The sequence below is a fragment of the Streptomyces sp. 2323.1 genome (genome assembly GCF_900221035.1).
Lineage (GTDB): Bacteria > Actinomycetota > Actinomycetes > Streptomycetales > Streptomycetaceae > Streptomyces > Streptomyces sioyaensis.
This window is the reverse complement of the sequence record NZ_LT907981.1, coordinates 6,493,305-6,510,624: the sequence shown is the minus strand read 5'-3', so window position 1 is coordinate 6,510,624 and position 17,320 is coordinate 6,493,305. Positions and strand designations below refer to the sequence as shown.

Annotated in this window: 17 protein-coding genes and 1 tRNA gene; 7 read left to right on the top strand and 11 right to left on the bottom strand. The window is 71.9% G+C overall.

All coding sequences use genetic code 11. The features are described 5' to 3' along the window. Positions 1-91: 91 nt before the first annotated feature. The 4 genes from mshC to CPH93_RS28035 form a co-directional block, all read right to left on the bottom strand. The gene (gene mshC / locus CPH93_RS28050) at positions 92-1,321 is read right to left on the bottom strand and encodes a cysteine--1-D-myo-inosityl 2-amino-2-deoxy-alpha-D-glucopyranoside ligase (RefSeq protein ID WP_096214431.1); all 1,230 of its coding nucleotides are present in this window, start codon (positions 1,319-1,321) and stop codon (positions 92-94) included. A gap of 179 nt (positions 1,322-1,500) precedes the next feature. After that, positions 1,501-2,424 carry an SCO1664 family protein gene (locus CPH93_RS28045; RefSeq protein ID WP_173909898.1) on the bottom strand — a complete coding sequence of 308 codons (924 nt, stop codon included), beginning with the start codon at positions 2,422-2,424 and terminating at the stop codon, positions 1,501-1,503. Continuing rightward, complete coding sequence (locus CPH93_RS28040; RefSeq protein WP_093482366.1) at positions 2,388-2,978, bottom strand: DUF3090 domain-containing protein; 591 nt, start codon at positions 2,976-2,978, stop codon at positions 2,388-2,390. The genes CPH93_RS28045 and CPH93_RS28040 overlap by 37 nt, the downstream gene beginning before the upstream one ends. Positions 2,979-3,098: 120 nt before the next feature. Beyond that, complete coding sequence (locus CPH93_RS28035) at positions 3,099-3,797, bottom strand: histidine phosphatase family protein (protein WP_093482367.1); 699 nt, start codon at positions 3,795-3,797, stop codon at positions 3,099-3,101. Positions 3,798-3,856: 59 nt separating this feature from the next. Here CPH93_RS28035 and corA point away from each other — a divergent pair, with 59 nt between their 5' ends. Next, positions 3,857-4,852 carry a magnesium/cobalt transporter CorA gene (corA, locus tag CPH93_RS28030; RefSeq protein ID WP_093482368.1) on the top strand — a complete coding sequence of 332 codons (996 nt, stop codon included), beginning with the start codon at positions 3,857-3,859 and terminating at the stop codon, positions 4,850-4,852. Between the two features lie 88 nt (positions 4,853-4,940). Here the strand turns inward: corA and CPH93_RS28025 are convergent, their stop codons facing one another. Together CPH93_RS28025 and CPH93_RS28020 are read right to left on the bottom strand one after the other, a co-directional pair. Beyond that, positions 4,941-5,729, bottom strand: coding sequence for a hypothetical protein (locus CPH93_RS28025; protein ID WP_093482369.1), 789 nt, complete (start codon positions 5,727-5,729; stop codon positions 4,941-4,943). 311 nt (positions 5,730-6,040) lie between these two features. Further along, a complete protein-coding gene (locus tag CPH93_RS28020; RefSeq protein WP_093648832.1) occupies positions 6,041-7,096 on the bottom strand; it encodes an LLM class F420-dependent oxidoreductase in 1,056 nt (351 codons plus the stop codon). Between the two features lie 127 nt (positions 7,097-7,223). Between CPH93_RS28020 and CPH93_RS28015 the strand changes: the two genes are divergently transcribed. Then, complete coding sequence (locus CPH93_RS28015) at positions 7,224-8,207, top strand: aldo/keto reductase (RefSeq protein WP_096214430.1); 984 nt, start codon at positions 7,224-7,226, stop codon at positions 8,205-8,207. After that, a complete protein-coding gene (locus CPH93_RS28010; RefSeq protein WP_231976978.1) occupies positions 8,204-10,963 on the top strand; it encodes a helix-hairpin-helix domain-containing protein in 2,760 nt (919 codons plus the stop codon). The genes CPH93_RS28015 and CPH93_RS28010 overlap by 4 nt, the downstream gene beginning before the upstream one ends. 121 nt (positions 10,964-11,084) lie before the next feature. On the opposite strand, the gene CPH93_RS28005 is transcribed toward CPH93_RS28010, so the two are convergent. Beyond that, entirely contained in the window at positions 11,085-11,759 is a 675-nt protein-coding gene (locus CPH93_RS28005; protein ID WP_093482372.1) for a hypothetical protein, read from the bottom strand. A 47-nt stretch (positions 11,760-11,806) separates the two neighbouring features. On the opposite strand from CPH93_RS28005, the gene CPH93_RS28000 reads away from it, so the two are divergent. Further along, positions 11,807-11,995 (top strand): DUF5703 family protein, encoded by a 189-nt coding sequence (locus CPH93_RS28000; RefSeq protein ID WP_006607658.1) that lies wholly within the window; start codon positions 11,807-11,809, stop codon positions 11,993-11,995. 87 nt (positions 11,996-12,082) lie between these two features. Here CPH93_RS28000 and CPH93_RS27995 read toward each other — a convergent pair whose 3' ends face one another. The 3 genes from CPH93_RS27995 to CPH93_RS27985 all read right to left on the bottom strand — a co-directional run bounded on the left by CPH93_RS27995 (position 12,083) and on the right by CPH93_RS27985 (position 14,770). After that, positions 12,083-12,895, bottom strand: a complete 813-nt coding sequence (locus CPH93_RS27995; protein ID WP_093482373.1) for a chaplin — start codon at positions 12,893-12,895, stop codon at positions 12,083-12,085. A 173-nt stretch (positions 12,896-13,068) separates the two neighbouring features. Then, positions 13,069-13,302 carry a chaplin gene (locus CPH93_RS27990; protein WP_093482374.1) on the bottom strand — a complete coding sequence of 78 codons (234 nt, stop codon included), beginning with the start codon at positions 13,300-13,302 and terminating at the stop codon, positions 13,069-13,071. 142 nt (positions 13,303-13,444) lie between these two features. Continuing rightward, positions 13,445-14,770, bottom strand: coding sequence for a M20/M25/M40 family metallo-hydrolase (locus CPH93_RS27985; RefSeq protein ID WP_093648833.1), 1,326 nt, complete (start codon positions 14,768-14,770; stop codon positions 13,445-13,447). 234 nt (positions 14,771-15,004) lie between these two features. On the opposite strand from CPH93_RS27985, the gene CPH93_RS27980 reads away from it, so the two are divergent. The 3 genes from CPH93_RS27980 to CPH93_RS27970 all read left to right on the top strand — a co-directional run bounded on the left by CPH93_RS27980 (position 15,005) and on the right by CPH93_RS27970 (position 16,388). After that, positions 15,005-15,092: transfer RNA gene (locus CPH93_RS27980), tRNA-Leu, on the top strand. Between the two features lie 502 nt (positions 15,093-15,594). Continuing rightward, a complete protein-coding gene (locus CPH93_RS27975; RefSeq protein WP_096214429.1) occupies positions 15,595-16,023 on the top strand; it encodes a C40 family peptidase in 429 nt (142 codons plus the stop codon). Between the two features lie 89 nt (positions 16,024-16,112). Further along, positions 16,113-16,388 (top strand): MarR family transcriptional regulator, encoded by a 276-nt coding sequence (locus CPH93_RS27970; RefSeq protein WP_159395059.1) that lies wholly within the window; start codon positions 16,113-16,115, stop codon positions 16,386-16,388. Between the two features lie 656 nt (positions 16,389-17,044). On the opposite strand, the gene CPH93_RS35910 is transcribed toward CPH93_RS27970, so the two are convergent. After that, entirely contained in the window at positions 17,045-17,320 is a 276-nt protein-coding gene (locus CPH93_RS35910; protein WP_159395058.1) for a hypothetical protein, read from the bottom strand.

Below are 17,320 nucleotides of genomic sequence, written 5' to 3'. Positions count from 1 at the left end.
GCGGGCTGCTGGATTTCCGGGCGCGCCGCACGTGAGCAGGGGCGCTTTCGCCGGCCGGCGAAAGCGCCCCTGAGGACGGAGCGGACGGGTGTTACAGGGCCACGCCGAGGAGCGCGTCGACCGCACGGGAGACGAGGCCGGGTGCGCCCTCGTCCGTGCCGCCGTCGGCCTGCTGGGCGGCGGCCCAGCGGTCCACGGCCGCCAGCGCGGCCGGGGAGTCCAGGTCGTCGGCGAGCGCCGTACGGATCTCCTCGATCAGGGCGTCGGCGGACGGGCCGTCGGGACGGGAGACTGCGGCACGCCAGCGCGCCAGCCGCTCCACGGCCTGCTCCAGCACGGCGTCGGTCCACTCCCAGTTGGCGCGGTAGTGGTGGGCGAGCAGCGCCAGACGGATCGCGGCCGGGTCGGTGCCCTCGCGCCGCACCGTGGAGACGAAGACGAGGTTGCCCTTGGACTTGGACATCTTCTCGCCGTTCAGGGCCACCATCCCGGCGTGCACATACGCCTTGGCGAACGGGTACTCGCCGGTGAGCGCCTGGGCGTGCGAGGCGCCCATCTCGTGGTGCGGGAAGGCGAGATCGGAGCCGCCGCCCTGCACGTCGAAGCCCATACCGAGGTGGTCCAGGGCGATGGCGACGCACTCGATGTGCCAGCCGGGCCGGCCGCGGCCCAGCGAGCCGCCGTCCCAGCTCGGTTCGCCGTCCCGGGCGGCCATCCACAGCATCGGGTCGAGCGGGCTCTTCTTGCCTTCGCGCTCCGGGTCGCCGCCGCGCTCGGCGGACAGCAGCCGCATCGCCGCGGCGTCCAGCCCGGAGACCTCGCCGAAGTGCGCGTCGGATGCGACCGAGAAGTAGATGTCGCCGTCCAGCTCGTAGGCGGCGCCGGCGTCGCGCAGCCGCTCCACCAGCGGGACGATGCCGGGTATCGCCTCGACCGCGCCGATGTAGTGGCGGGGCGGCAGCATCCGCAGGGCCGTCATGTCCTCGCGGAACAGGGCGGTCTCGCGCTCGGCGAGCGCCGTCCAGTCGTCGCCGGTGGCCACGGCCCGCTCCAGCAGCGGATCGTCGACATCGGTGACGTTCTGCACGTAGTGAACCTGGCGCTTCGTGTCGAGCCACACGCGCTGAACCAGGTCGAACGCGTTGTAGGTCGCCGCGTGCCCCATGTGGGTGGCGTCGTACGGCGTGATGCCGCAGACGTAGATGCGGGCGACGGGACCGGGGTCGAGGGTTACTCGTCCGCCGGTCGCGGTGTCGTGGATCCTCAGGTCGCGGCCCTGGCCAGGCAGGGCGGGGACCTCAGAAGCGGGCCATGCATGCATGCCATGAGCGTAACCGGACGGATGTTCCGCATACGAACCGGACCAGGACTCTTGGCCGGAAAGGCGGTCTTGTGTTCGACGGACGAACGTGCAAGCCGGGCGGACGTGCAGGACAGACGGACGTGCAAGGGCGCGGTCCGGCGTCACCGCCCGGTGGCCGCACGGATCGGACGGGCGGATCAGACGGGCGGCCAGGGGATGGCGGGCCAGTCACCGCTCGGCTCCGGGTGCCGGCCGCTGCGCAGCAGCCCGGTCACCCGCGCGCGCAGCGCCGCGGTCTCGCCCTCCGTGATCAGTTCGGCCAGTCGGGCGGCGAGCGGCCGGCCGTCCGCCAGCGCCGTGTCCAGCTCCCGCAGGGCCGCGAGCGCCTCCTCGGTCAGCGGCTCCCCCGCCCACCCCCACAACAGCGTGCGCAGCTTGTCCTCGGCATGGAACGTCACGCCGTGATCGATGGCGAAGAACTCCCCGCCGGCGCCGGGCAGCAGATGTCCGCCCTTGCGGTCACCGTTGTTGATCACCGCGTCGAGCACCGCGAGCCGTCGCAGCCGCGGATCGTCGGCGTGCACCAGCAGCGCCGTGCGGCCCTCGCCGGTCTGCGCGAAGCCGACCGCCTTCCAGCCCGGAGCCGGCTCCTCGTCCTCGACGAGTGCAAGCAGCTCGGGCACCTCGTCGGCGCTCTCCGGCGGCTCGATCCACTCCTGGACCATGCCGGTGCCGTACGGGCCGTCCCGCAGCACCGTCGGGGGGATCAGGTCCCAGCCGCAGGCCCGGGAGATCTCGTACGCGGCCACCTCACGCTGGGCGAGGGTGCCGTCGGGGAAGTCCCACAGCGGGCGCTCGCCGGCGACCGGCTTGTAGACACAGGCGGCGCTGGTGCCGTCGTACGCGACCGTGCAGTAGAGCACGGCGTTGGACGCCTCCTCGATGCGGCCGCGTACGGTCAGCTCCCCCTCGGCGAGGAGGACGTCGCGCGGGTCCCGGACGGACGTCGGGGCCGGCGTCGCGTCCTGCGGAGCGGCGGGACCGGGCAGCGGGGCGGCCGGGCGGGCAGCGGGCTCCATGGCGCTCAGGCGTCCCGCCGGTATCCGTTCTGGCGCGGGCATACGTGTCCCTCCGGGTCGAGCGGCAGGCTGCACAGCGGGCACGGCGGGCGGCCGGCGTTGACGACCTCCAGCGCCCGCTTGGCGAATGCCCTGGCCATGGTTCCGGTGAGGCGGACCCGCAGCATCGGCGGGCCGTTCTCGTCGTCCTGGAGCAGCCGCTCCTCGGCGTCGGCGAGGTCCTCGTCGCTGTCCGCGTCCAGCTCGACCAGGGCCTGGGCCTCGACGATCATCCGCTCGTCCTCGCCGTCCCAGGCCAGCGCCATCGTGCCGACCCGGAATTCCTCTTCGACCGGCGACTCCAGCGGGGCGGTGTCGGCCAGCTCGGCGGGCGAGACCGCGGGCACCGGCGCATTGCCGCCGCTGCGCCGTACGACCTCGTCCAGCAGCTCGTCGATCCGCTCGGCGAGGGCTGCGACCTGGGTCTTCTCCAGGGCGACGCTGGTCGTGCGGCCGGCCGCGGTGGCCTGGAGGTAGAAGCTACGGCGGCCAGGCAGCCCGACCGTACCGGCCACGAAGCGGTCCGGCGCGTCGTAGAAGAACACCTGACGGGACAACGTCCTGCTCCGATTGCTCGACTGCGGGGTCACTGCGGTCGCTGCACGTCCTGCGGTCACTGCGCGGATCGCAGGGGCGTGGCGGGCAGCGCCGTCGCACCACCCTACTGCGCCGACTGATCACGCTGCTCCCGCACCACCGCCGACGGCCGCGTCCCGGTCGGCCGCCGCGGCGCCACCTTCCTCCCGGGGCGCGAGCGAGCCGAAATCACCGGTGTCCCCGAGCCGTACGAGGTAGGGGCGCAGCCGCGTGTAGCGGATCGCGGTGACCGAGCAGGGCTCCACGGAGATCCGCTGGAACAGGTCGAGGTGCATGCCCAGGGCGTCGGCGACCAGCGCCTTGATGATGTCGCCGTGCGCACACATGGCGTAGGTCGCCTCGGGGCCGTGCGCCTCCTCGATCCGGGCGTTCCAGTCGCGTACCGCGTCCACCGCCCGCGCCTGCATCGCCCGCAGCGACTCGCCGCCGGGGAAGGCCGCCGCGGACGGGTGCCGCTGGACGACCTCCATCAGCGGCTCGTCGCTCAGCTCGGCGAGTTTGCGGCCCGACCAGTCGCCGTAGTCGCATTCGTTGATCCGGTCCTCGATGTGCAGGGTGAGCCACGGCCGGGCGTCCAGCAGCGGCCGCACGGTCTCCCGGCAGCGCTGCAGCGGGCTGGAGACGACGGCGGTCAGCGGCACCTGGGCGAGGCGGGCGGGCAGCGCGGCGGACTGGGCGGCGCCGCGCTCGTCGAGGGCGACTCCGGGCGCCCGCCCGGCGAGCACCCCGGCGGTGTTGGCGGTGGAGCGGCCGTGCCGCACCAGGATCAGCGTGGGCATGACCGCCAGCCTACGTTCCGCGGCCGCCTTTCTGGCAGGCGGCCGGGCGAGGGGTGAGAATGCCAGTTGTGATCGTGGACTGCGCCATCTACCGGGAGGGCCGTCGCAACGAGTGCGCGACGGACTTCTCCGATGCCCTTCATGCGGCGCGGGCCGAGGGACATTCCTTCCTGTGGCTGGGGATGTACGAGCCGACGGAGGAGGAGTTCGCGCTCGTCAGGTCCGAGTTCGCGCTGCATCCGCTGGCGGTCGAGGACGCCCTCAAGGCACACCAGAGGCCCAAGCTGGAGGTCTACGACGACTCCCTGTTCATGGTGCTGAAGCCGGTCACCTACGACGACCGGGCGGACACGGTGACCGCTTCGGAGCTGATGGTCTTCGTCGGCGACTCGTTCGTGGTGACCGTCCGCCACGGGGAGGCCAGCCCCCTGGCCGCGGTGCGGCACCGGCTGGAGGAGCACCCGGAGATCCTGCGGCACGGCCCGGGGGCGGTGCTGTACGCGGTCAGCGACGCGGTGGTGGACCACTACATCGAGGTGGCGGCCGAACTCCAGGTGGATCTGGAGGAGTTGGAGGCGGAGGTGTTCGCTCCGGTGCGCGGCCAGGACACCCGGAACACCGCCGCCGAGATCTATTCGTTCAAGCGCGAGGTGCTCGAATTCCGTCGGGCGACCGGCCCGTTGGCGGAGCCGATGGCCCGGCTGCAGAACCCCGGGGTGCCGTTCGTGCACGACCACGCGCGTCCGTTCTTCCGCGATGTCGAGGACCATCTCACCCGCGCCAACGAGTCGGTGGAGGGCCTGGACCGGCTGCTCTCGGACATTCTCGCCGCCCATCTCGCGCAGATGGGCGTACGGCAGAACGACGACATGCGCAAGATCTCCGCCTGGGCGGCGCTGGCAGCCGTCCCCACACTGATCGCCGGCATCTACGGCATGAACTTCAATGACATGCCGGAGCTGAAGTGGCACCTGGGGTATCCGGTGATCCTGGGGCTGATGGTCGTCATCGAGGTGTCGCTGTACCGGCTGTTCAAGCGCCGCGGCTGGCTGTGACGCCGGCGTGGCCGGGGTTCGGTGGGGCCGGTGCGGGCCGGGGGCCGGTGGGGCCGGTGGGGCCGGTGGGGCCGGTGGGGCCGGTGGCTCAGGCGAACTCCGGCGCCGAGGCGGCCGGACCGCCCAGCGCGTCGCGCCGCTCGGGCATCCGGAGGCTGACCATCCGGCGCCAGCCGCCCAGCCGCTCGTAGCCGTACATCGCCCGGATCCCGGTGGCGAGCGCGGCGGATTTCGCCTTCGGCCACTTCAGGATGCGGCCCATGTGGTCCATCACGGCCAGGCTGACGTCCCGGTAGATGACGATCTCGGCGCGGGCGCACTCGTGCAGGATCCGCTGAATGGTCCGGCCGTGCCCGGCGCCGGCCAGCCGCAGCAGCTCCTCGTGGCAGTAGGCCAGGTGGTTCTCCTCGTCGTGGCAGATCATCCGGATCGCCTTGCCCACCTCGGGGTGGTCGCCGAAGTGCCGGGTGAGCATCTCCATCTGGTCGGCGGCGCGCTGTTCGGTGACCCGGCTGTGGGCGAGGTAGGTGATGATGTCGAGCTCGGTGAGCGGCTGGTTGCGGCGCAGCTTGTCGTGCGCCAGACCGATGCCGTGCCGCTCCAGGAGGGCGGTGTAGTCGGTCTCGTCGGGGACCGTGGTGGGCGTCAGGCCGCGCCGGCGCATCAGGGCGTGGAAGATCCGGCCGTGTTTGTCCTCGTCGGCGCCGTGCCGGCTGACCTTGGGCGCCAGCGCGCGCATGGTGACCGGGATCAGGGCGGCGATCCGGCCGTTCTCCCAGCCGCCCTGGGCCTCGCCGCTCGCCGCGATGGAACAGAACAGTCGGTAGGAGTCGTCGTTGTCGACGATCTCCTGGAACAGGCTTCGGGCCGAGAACATCTGCGCCACCTCCGAACGGACACACCCGCAAAGAACGAGTCAAGTGGGGTGTTCCGTGGGCGGCAACCGCAGTCGCGGCCCCATGGGCCGTTCGGGCGGCAGCTGCCCTCGTGGCGGGCGTAACCGGCCTGCCCGCCACCGCGTTGTGCAGCGCGACGGCCGTGGCGGGGAGGTTCCCCCGAGCCCCCACCACGGCCGCTGCGTATGTCCGGACCGGCGTCATGGCGCCGGACCATGAACGGGACGGGCTGGACGGGCCCCTGCGCGAGACGGGCGACCCGGCCATGATCCACCGGGCAGGCTCCAGGGGACTACGCCAGTCCGGCGCGCTCCAGGGCCTCGGTGCCCGCCCGCAGCGACGCCAGCCGGTCCTCCAGGCCGAACCCCGCCGGGGCCAGCGTCAGGGTGGTCACGCCCGCCGCCGCGTAGGCCTGCATCCGCTCCGCGATCCGCTCGACGGAACCGAGCAGCGTGGTCTGGTCGATCAGCCGCTCCGGGATCGCGGCGGCGGCGCCCTCCTTGTCGCCGGACAGGTACTTCTCCTGGATCGCGGCGGCTTCCTTCCCGTAACCCATGCGCTGAGCGAGCTGGTTGTAGAAGTTCTGCTTGGGGCTGCCCATGCCGCCGACGTAGAGCGCGGTGTACGGGCGGAACATGTCGGCCAGCGCGCTGACGTCCTTGTCCGCGCCGACGGCCAGCGGCAGCGTCGGACAGACGTCGAAGCCGTCCAGCGTCTTGCCCGCCTTCTCGCGGCCGGCCCGGAGGTGCGAGATCGCGGTCTCCTCCAGGTGGTCGGCCGAGGGGAAGATCAGCAGCGCGCCGTCGGCGATCTCACCGGTCTGCTGGAGGTTCTTGGGGCCGATCGCGGCGATGTAGAGCGGGATGTGCTCACGCTGCGGGTGCACGGTGAGCTTCAGCGGCTTGCCGGGGCCACCGGGCAGCGGCAGGGTCCAGTGCTCGCCCTCGTAGGACAGCCGCTCGCGGGTCATGGCCTTGCGGACGATGTCCACGTACTCGCGCGTGCGGGCCAGCGGCTTGTCGAACTTGACGCCGTACCAGCCCTCGGAGACCTGCGGCCCCGAGACGCCCAGGCCGAGCCGGAAGCGGCCGCCGGAGAGCGAGTCCAGGGTCGCGGCCGTCATCGCGGTCATGGCGGGCGCACGCGCCGGGATCTGGAAGATCGCCGAACCGATGTCGATGCGCTCGGTCTGGGCGGCGACCCAGGAGAGCACCGTGGCGGCGTCGGAGCCATAGGCCTCGGCGGCCCAGCAGACGGAGTATCCGAGGCGGTCGGCCTCCTGCGCCACCGCGAGATTGTCGGAGTCCATCCCGGCACCCCAGTAGCCGAGGTTGATGCCAAGCCTCATGCCGCTCCCCTTACCGATCGGTAACGTCGCTGTTCCGGGGACTGTAGCGCGCGCTCGCGCCGGCCGTCATCGGCGGGTTGTCCACAGGTCCCCTGATCCTCGCGCGCGGCCAGTAATCTCAAGGCTCATGGAGCAAAGGCACCTCGGCCGTACGGGCCTGCGCGTGACCCGCCTCGGGCTCGGCACCCTGAACTGGGCCCGCGACACGGACGAGCAGGAAGCCGCCGACCAGCTCAAGGAGTTCTGGGAGGCCGGTGGCACCCTCGTGGACACCGCCGACATCTACGCCGACGGTGGTGCCGAATACCTCCTGGGCCGGCTGATGGAAGAGCTCGTGCCGCGCGCCGATCTCGTGATTGCGACCAAGGCCGGCAGCGTCCTGGAGGCGGACCGCCGTGTCGACTGCTCCCGGCGCCATCTCCTCGCCGCCCTGGACGCGTCCCTGGAGCGGCTGGGCACGGACTACGTCGACCTCTGGCAGATGCACGGGTTCGATCCGCACACGCCGCTGGAGGAGACCCTGGCGGCCCTCGACCTCGCCGTCAGCAGCGGCCGGGCGCGCTATGTGGGGGTGTCGAACTTCTCCGGCTGGCAGCTCGCCAAGGCCGGCACCTGGCAGCTCGCGGTGCCCGGCGGGCGCCATCGCCTGGCGAGCACACAGATGGAGTACTCCCTGCTCCAGCGCGGCGTGGAGCGGGAGGTGCTGCCCGCGGCGCTCGATCTCGGCATCGGCCTGCTGCCGTCGTCGCCGCTGGGCCGCGGTGTGCTGACCGCCAAGTACCGCCATGGGACCCCGGCCGATTCGCGCGGCGGCTCGGACCACATGGCGCCGTTCGTCGCGCCGTATCTCGACGAGACGGCCGGCCGGGTCGTGGACGCGGTCGCCACCGCCGCCGACGGACTGGCCGTCACCCCGCTCCAGGTCGCGCTCTCCTGGGTCCGCGACCGTCCCGGAGTGACCGCGCCGATCCTCGGCGCCCGCACAGCACAGCAGCTCAGCGCGGCATTGTCAGTGGAGGCCCTTAGTCTTCCTGACGAGATCCGCCGGGCGCTGGACGATGTTTCGGCTCCGGTGCACCACTACCCCGATCAGGACTGGAGCACGCTGTGAGTACCGACCGCCTCGCCGGCGACACCCCGCCCGAGCAGGAGGCCGCGCCCGGGACTGCGGATGCCCAGACGCCCGCCGCCGCGGCGGCGCCGGGCGGGAACACGGAGCCTGCGGCGGCCGCAGCGGCTCCGAGCGGAGAAGCGGCGGCTCCTGGGGAGACCGTGGCGTCCGACGATGGCACGACGGCTCCGGGTGATGGCTCCGCGGAAGCGGCTCGTACGGACGGCCCCGCGGAAGCGGCTCCGGGAGACGCCACCGCGGCGGACGACGGCAGGACACCCCCGCAGGACGCTGCCGGGCCGGGCGAGGACGCGGTGGCGAGCGGTCCGGAGGCTGCGGCACCGGGCTCGGAGGCCGCGGCGCCGAGCTCCGAGGCCCGTACGGCACCGGCCGGTGCGGCGCGGGACACCGCGGCGTCCGGATCGGCCCAGGCGACCGCCGCGGCGCTGGCCGCGGCGGTGCGGGCCGTGGAGAGCGGCGAGCGCTCGGCCGCCTCGTTCTTCAACGCCCCGCGCCCCGCCAGGCCGGCCGCGCCCGCCGGCCGGCCCGCCCAGGGCGCCCCGTCGCCCGGCAGTCCTGCACCCCAGGACCGCCCGGCGGGCGCGGCACCGGAACCGGCCCGGCAGCAGCCCGCCCCCGGGGCCGGCGGCCCGGCCCGTCCTCCCGTCGTGGACGGCGGCGCCACGGGCCCGGCCGCCGGGGCAGCCGCCCCCACCGGCCCCGCAGCGGCCCCCGCCCCGGCGGCGTACGCCCCCGGAGCCGAGGGCGTCCGGCAGGTCCTCGCGGCGGGCGGCGCCCCCGAGGCGCTGGCGGACCGGGCCGCCGAGGTGCTCGGGGAGCGGGCCGCCGAGGCGCTGCGGGAGGACCCCTGGCAGCTGCTCGCCGTGCCTGGCGTCCGCCCCGAGCAGGCCGACGGCTTCGCCCGCGCACTGCTCGGCCCCGCCTGCGGGCCGGGCGACGAGCGGCGTGCACAGGCGCTGGTCGGCTGGCTGCTGGAGCAGGCCGCCGTCGCGGGGCACTCCGCCCTGGAGGCATCCGCGCTGCGTGCGGCGCTCGCCCAGCGCGCGGTGCCCGACCCCGATGACGCCCTGCAGACCGCCATCGCGGACGGCGCCGTGCTGGTCTTTCAGGACGCCATCGAGGAACCGGGCAGGCCACGTCCCGTCACGGACGAGGACGGGGAGGAAGCGCAGCCGGTCCGGATCCTGCTCGGCCTGGACCGGTTCGCGATGGCCGAGGAGAGCGTCGCCGACGGGCTGGCGCGGCTGCTGAACACCTTCGAAGCGGCTGCCGGACCGGAGGACCACCCGGCGGACGGCCCGGCCTCGGACGAGGACGCCACGGCTGAGGACGCCACGGCTGAGGCGGCACCGGCACCTGCACCGGCAGCGGACGGGGAGCGCCCGGCTGCCGACACCGACAACGGCACCGAGGTCGGCACCGAGGCCGGGGCGGAGGCCATCCGTCCCTCCGGCCACGCCGACGGCACCACCGCCGACACCTCCACCGCCCACCCCGTACGCCCCTCCGCCGCCGAGTGGGAAGCCGCGGCGGCCGCCGCGCCCTCGCCCTCCGCCGCGGAGCTCATCCGCGCCGCCGCCCACAGCGGCCTGGTGGCACACACGGGCGCCGAGGCGGCCCGCGCCGAACCGGCCGCGCTGCTCGCCGCGGCCCGCTCGCTCGGCCTGCGGGCCTTCGGCGCCGCGCACACCGAGAACGGCCGCCGGCGCCTGGCCACGGACCTCACCGAGTGCGCGCCCGGCGACCCGGCCATCGGCACGGCCGCCGTGACCGTCTCCGCCCTGCTGTCCGGGCAGCAGGGCCCCGGCCGGGACGCGGACGGCGCCCTCGCGCTCGATCTGCTGGTGGTGCTGGACGCCCCGCAGCTGGATCTGGAGACCGCCGCGCTGCTCGTCGAGTCGCTGCCCGACGGGACCCGGCTGGTGCTCAGCGGCGACCCGGGCGTCCTGTGGTCGGCCGGCCCCGGCCGGCTGTTCGCCGATCTGCTCGCGGCCCGCTTCTGCCCCCAGGTCGCCTCCCGTACCCCGGACTTCGGCCCGATCGGCGAGCTGGTGTCCGGCATCGGCATCGGCGAGCTGAGCCAGGTCGAAGCGCCGGGCAAGGAGGTGGTGATCGTCCCGGTGCGGGATGCCAAGGAGGCGGTGCACCGCACCGTCCAGCTGGTCGCGGACTCCGTGCCCCGGGCGCTGGGTGTCCCCGCGGACCGGACCCAGGTCATCACGGTCGGCCACGGCGGCGCGGCCGGCACCCGCGCGCTGAACGCCGCCCTCAAGGAGCGGCTCAACCCCGGCCCCGGCCGGTTCGGCGGCTTCGACCCCGGCGACCGCGTGGCCTACGTCCCCGCACCCGGCCGTGCGGTGCCCGGCACGGTCACCGGCGCGGACGCCGCCGGGCTGCGGCTCGACTGCGACGGCGCCGCGGTCGTGGTGCCGCGCGAGCAGGTCGGCGCGGGAGCCGTACGCCACGGCTGGGCGCTCACCGCACATCAGGCGGCCGGGATGCGCTGGCCCGCCGCGGTGGTCGTGCTCCCCGGGGATGCCGCCGGCGGCCTGACCCGCGCCTGGGTCTACACCGCCTTCAGCCGCGGCGAGCGCCATCTGTCGGTGGTCCAGGGCGTCGACCAGGCGCTGCCCCGGGCGGTCGCCGAGGTGCCCGTCAAGGAGCGCACCACCCGGCTGCGCACCCTGCTCCAGCAGAGCGTGCAGACCACGCAGGAGCCGTCGACGGCCGACTGAGCCCGGCCCGCCGTGCGCCCCGTACGCCCGCTGCCCCGGCCGTCGGCAGGTTTCTGACGGCCGGGGCAGCGTCGTATCCGGGTCGAGGTGCGGCGCCGCGGCAGCGCACCCCGCCCCGGACTCACCGCTCGTGGTCGAGCGGCTCCATCAGATCATCGTCGCCGAGTTCCTCGTCGAAGACCGCGCTGACGTCGAAGCGGCAGACGACCCGCTGGGGATCCGCCTGGTCGAAGGGGGCGGACAGCCACTCCCCCGGCTCGGCCGGGTCGTCGCCGGCCGCCACCCACAGGGTGGAATCGCCCTCCTCCAGGCCGAACTCCTTGTGCCGGGAGGCGATCTCGTCCGGTTCGAACTCGCCGAACAGCACACCGAGCGCGGCATGCACGCTGGTGCCGACGACCGCGGCGGCGTCGGCACCCCCGCCCGCGGCCTCGTCGGCGGCGTCCGGATCAAGATCGGCGATGCGCTGTGCCTGGTGCAGCAGCCGCTGCGGTTCGGCGACGGTGTAGTCGCGCCGGATCAGCACGCTCAGCGCACTTGGCTCCTCCGGGCCCGCATAAGCGGGCAGCGCATCGCTTCCAGGGATCTCGAAGGGGGTGACCTCGTCGTAGGTGTCGTAGAGCAGCTCGTCATAGACCTCAGCCGCCGCGGCGAGCTCGTCGAACGCGGCGTAGACAGCCGGATCATCCTGCCCCGAGCGGCGTTCGACCGCGTCGAGGTGACGGTCCAGCGCGGCTTTGACCGCCTCGGCGGCGGCACGTACCTCGGCAGCGGAAGGCTGCGCAGCATCAGACATAGTGCAGACGCTATCCGTACCGGGGCCGGTCCCGCACAATAGATGCGATGCCGGAATACGAATTCTGCGATGTGTATGTGCCCCGGGGAGTGTCCCGGAAGGCCGCCACACGCCTGCTGACCGACCATGCCGAGTACGGACACTGGGAGTTGGACCGCCTGCGGCTGAATCCCGACGGGAGCCGCAAGGTACGGCTGCGCCGCCGGATCATCCGGCAGCTCCGCGCCACCTGGTGACCGCCACCGGCGGGTGACGACAGCAGAGCGGGCCCCGCCGAGGCGGGGCCCGCTCCGTCGTGCGCCTGGTGCGCTATCCGTGGCCGGTCACCGGCGAGCGGCGCGCGCCCGACGGTAGAGCACGGCGCCCCCGAGCAGCAGCCCGGCGCTGGCCGGCACCGCGTACCCGATCGACCCCGCGCCGGTGTGCGCGAGGTGCCCGACGGGCTTGGCGGGCTTGGCCGGCGTCACATGCGGGCCGTGACCCCCGGTCGACGGGTGGGTACCCGGCGTGTGCGGGGTGTGCTGGCCCGGCGTGCCCGGGGTGTGCGGCGTCGTCGGGTGCTCCGGCGTGCCCGGGTGATGGGGCGTGCTCGGGTGCTCCGGCTTGCCGGGGTGGTGCGGCTTCCCCGGGTGGTGCGGCTTGCCCGGGTGGTGGGGCCTGCCGGGGTGCTGCGGCACGCCCGGGCCGGTCGGCGTCTCATTGGCACAGTGGTTGCCGAAGGCCGGGTTCAGCAGCCCGCCTCCGGAGACCTGGTTGCCGCAGGCGTTGACCGGAACGTCGACCGGGGCCTGGACGTTGTTGCCCGACACCACGCCCGGCGAGTTCGACGCCTGGCCTGCCGCGCCCGCACCGCCGCCGCCACCGTGGTGGTGGGTGCCGTGGTGGACGCCACCGCCGCCGTTGGCGCAGCGGTTGCCGAACGCGGGGTTGAGCAGCCCGACGACATTGACGGTGTTACCGCAGGCGTTCACCGGTACATGGACCGGGACCTGAACGCTGTTGCCGGATCCCACGCCGGGCGAGTTGGCCGCGCCTCCGGCGGCTCCCGCGTCGGCGTGTGCATAGCCGGCTGCCAGCGCAAGTACGCCACTGGCGGCCGCCGCGGTGATCAGGCCCTTTCGTGCGACCTGTCTCATAGGTAGTTCCCCTGCCTAGTGCCTTACAGGAATACGGACGAGTGGCGAACCCCGAAAAGATTCACCCGTCCGCCTAAATCCTCAGCGGCTCCGGAATACGGGAAACGCCTTCCGGAACTGGACTGAGTCGGACCCTTACGGGTGCAAGTACAACGCCAAAGGACGTCGGAAAGTCACTTGTTGACGCAGTTCTCGCCGAAGGAGGGGTTCATCAGGCCGACCACGGAGACCGTGTTGCCGCAGGCATTCACCGGAACGTGCACCGGCACCTGGGCGGTGTTGCCGGACACCACACCGGGGGAGTTCAGCGCCGCACCCTGCGCACCCGAGTCCGCAACGGCCAGGCCCGCACCGGCGAGCACGACACCACCGGCCAGTGCCGCAGCAGCGGCGACCTTCTTGATCATTATTCCTCCTTGTAGGCAATACGATCCCAGCCGCGGACCGCACACACTGCAACGAAGAAAAGGCCGTTGAAGCTACGAACACATTGGTGCGTTCACCCGTTTCAGCGAACCCGGCGCGAAAGGCAGGAAATCCGCGCCGAATTCAGCTCTGGTCGATGAATCGATCGAGCACCCGCACCCCGAACTTCAGTCCGTCCACCGGCACCCGCTCGTCCACACCGTGGAACATTCCTGCGAAGTCCAGCTCCGGCGGCAGCTTCAGCGGGGCGAAGCCGAAGCCGCGGATTCCGAGATCGTCGAAGGACTTGGCGTCCGTGCCGGCGGAGAGCATGTACGGCACGGCCCGTGCGATCGGGTCCTCGGCCTGCAGCGCCGACTGCATCGCCTCGACCAGCGCCCCGTCGAAGGTAGTCTCCAGCGCCTTGTCGGCGTGCACGTCCTCGCGCTTGACCCGCGGGCCCAGGATCCGGTCCAGGTCGGCCAAAAACTCCTCTTCGTGGCCCGGCAGGAACCGGCCGTCGACATGCGCGGTGGCCTGCCCCGGGATGACGTTGACCTTGTAGCCGGCGCCCAGCTGGGTCGGGTTGGCGGTGTTCTTGAGCGAGGCGCCGATCAGCTTGGCGATGCCGCCGAGCCTGGCCAGGGTCTCGTCCATGTTCTCCGGGTCGAGTTCGGTGCCCAGCGCGTCCCCGAGCTGGTCGAGGAAGGACCGCAGCGTCTTGGTCACCCGGACCGGGAACTCGTACCGGCCCAACCGGCCGACCGCCTCGGACAGTTCGGTGATGGCGTTGTCCTTGTGGATCATCGAACCGTGACCGGCGTTGCCGTCGACGGTCAGCTTCATCCAGTGCATGCCCTTCTGGGCCGTCTCGATGAGATAGAGCCGCACCTGCTCGTTGACGGTGAAGGAGAAGCCGCCGACCTCACTGATCGCCTCCGTGACGCCCTCGAAGAGGTGCGGGTGGTGATCGACGAGATAGCGCGCGCCGTAGGTGCCGCCCGCCTCCTCGTCCGCGAGGAACGCCAGCACGATGTCGCGCGGGGGCTTGCGTCCAGTGCGCAGCCGGTCACGGACGACCGCCAGCGTCATCGCGTCCATGTCCTTCATGTCGACCGCGCCCCTGCCCCAGAGGCACCCGTCGGCGATCTCGCCGGAGAAGGGGTGGTGGGTCCAGTCGTCGGCATTGGCCGGTACGACGTCGGTGTGGCCGTGGATGAGCAGCCCGGGCCGCGAGCGGTCCTCGCCCTCGATGCGGGCGACGGTCGAGGCGCGGCCCTTGTGGGACTCGAAGATCTGCGGCTCCAGGCCGACCTCGGCGAGCTTCTCCGCAACGTACTCGGCGGCGGCCCGTTCACCCGGGCCCGAGTGATCGCCGTAGTTGCTGGTATCCATCCTGATCAGATCCCGGCACAGATCGACGACCTCGTCCTCGCCGGTGACCGCACGGCCCGACTGCGACTCGCTCACACTGCCTCCTCTGGGTTCACGGCCGCCGCGTCACGCACCCCCGGGGAGCACGGCCCGCAGCGGGCTCCACCGCCATCCTCCACCCGCCACCGCCTGCGCCCAAGAGCGCAATACTCCCGACATGCCCTGGTCACAGCCCCACGGCCGGCCAACAGTGCGGGTGATCGACCACCCGCCAAGGTTTGCTATTGTTTTCCACGTCGGAACGGCCCAGGCCGCACCGAAAGACACCTTGTCCGGGTGGCGGAATGGCAGACGCGCTAGCTTGAGGTGCTAGTGCCCTTTATCGGGCGTGGGGGTTCAAGTCCCCCCTCGGACACCAGCTGAGACCCCTGTTCATCAGGGGTTTTCTGCTTTTCTGAGCAGTGGCGTGACCAACCACGTGATCAACGGCCCGGAGATTCCCCAGGTCAGACCAGGGATGACAGGACGAGCCTGTTGGGCTCCGGAGGCGGCGAGCTTCCGGGCTCCTTTCTTATGTGAGTGGCCGTAGCGGGCCATGGTGCAGCCCGGCGAGTGGTGCCGGACGTTCGCGGAGACCTCTACAGGGTTCTCCCCGGCCTCCAGACCGTTCGTGACTTGCTGGGCCTCCAGTCGTGAATCCGGAACCCTCGGGCAGCTTCAAGCGGGTACGCAGGGTGCGCCACCGTGCAAAGACCTTCTCCGGATCCTGCGGGCTGCCTGCCTCACCCCGGTACAGCTTGAAGCCGTCACGGGCCAACACCAGGTCATGATCCGTCCACGCGGAGCCGAGTCGTTCACGCTCCGCGTCCTGGCGCCCCTTCTGCCATTTGAGGACGTTCATCACGAACTGATCTACGTAGATGACGGCGTTTGGCGTCGCCGTGCTTGGTCAGCTTCCGCAGCCTGCAGGTGTTGCCTTCCTCAACCACGACCCAGCCCAACTCGATGGAGCCCTCATCCCACTTGGTCGCCGAGCGCCGCACCAGCTGACGACCCATCCGGCTACCGCCGGTAAGGACTGCTCCGGCCTCACCCAAGCCGCCTACGCCACCGCGGGAATCCGCCTCGGCCGCACCGCCGAGGCCCAGTACAACAACACCCCAAAGGTCCCCCGCGGCCAGCCACTCCACCCCGGCTACCTCGTCTTCCACGGACGCCCCGGCCACATCCACCATGTCGGCCGCGGAAACAACCAAATGAGCGACGCACCCCACCGCGGAGCCCACGTTCGCACCGAGAACTACCACTGGCCGGACTACTGGGGCGCTACCCGACCCACTGCGCCGTAGAGGAAGGAAGACCCCACCGGCCCGCACATGCGGGCCCGCCCCGGCTGGGGACCTCAACCACCCGAACACTCCGGAATCGAGGGACCCCCATGTCCATCGGCGACACCACTACCAACGGCACACCTATGCAGCACGTCTCACCCGCACCCGCCCCTGAACCGGTGACCGGACTGACCGGCGCACACGCCGCCATCTACACCGAACTGTCCGGCCTCGCCGAACCCGTCACCGTCGCCGAACTCGCCCTCGCCGCAGGCGTAGACAAGTTCACGGCCGGAAGGGCGGTGGCCGCACTGGAGAAGCGCGACCTTGCCGCACGCACCCCGGGCGGCCACACCGGCTCCCTCCGCAACTCCGACCTCTGATACCCGGCCAATCCCGCCATCGAGACCGCCAGCACGGAAGGGGACGAAAAGCCGACGAAGGCCCAGCCGGAATCCTCCACTACCGACGCGGAGGAGCCGGGCGACAGCAGCACCAAAGACGGAGACAACTCACCCGACGAGGCCGACCCCGACACGCCCACCACACCGGCCCTCAACAGCACCACCCCCGCCCCCGCCGGACCGGAGCCCCGTGCACCCCAGGACGATGCGGCCGACGAGACCGCACCGGATCCCCCCACCACACCGGCCGCTGATGCCACTGACCCCACCAACAGGCTGGAGGCCAACCCGTCCCAGGACGACCTGACCCCAGGGCACAGAGAACAGCGAGGGTGACGACAGCAGCGACGACGGCCCACAGAGCCAGGACAGCCACACCGCACTCGCACCCAGGAAACCGCCGAGCCGCCGACGGCACCGGCATAACCCGCACCGAGCACACAGGGACGGGTGGCCCCGGGAGCGCTCCGGCAGATGGCCATCGACCGCCTCCGGGCACACGCTGAGGACCCCGGACATCTTGGCGTTCATTCGCACTCTCGCCCGGCGGCGAACCTGCGGTTCGCCTGGCGTCGTCATTCCGCCTAGCGCCCATCTACGGCCTTTCGCACTAGGGCAAACCGTCTGTGCGAGCGTCAGGTTGGCTCCACGCGGAGTTTGATTTCATGGTTGTGCTCAACGTGATCCACGACAACCCCTTCGATCAATTCTCCTACTTTCGGCCACTCTGTGCGACGAGCCATCTGTCCGTCGGGCAGGTAGGAGATTCCGTCTACCACGGCTGTAACATCGGGAAAAGCTGCAAGCTGCACAAAGAATCCGAAACCGCTGTGCCGAACGACGGATGCTTGTGTGCGCGTACCGAATGGGAGTTGCCGCTTCACCTCTTCCCATTCCTGACTGTCGATCAT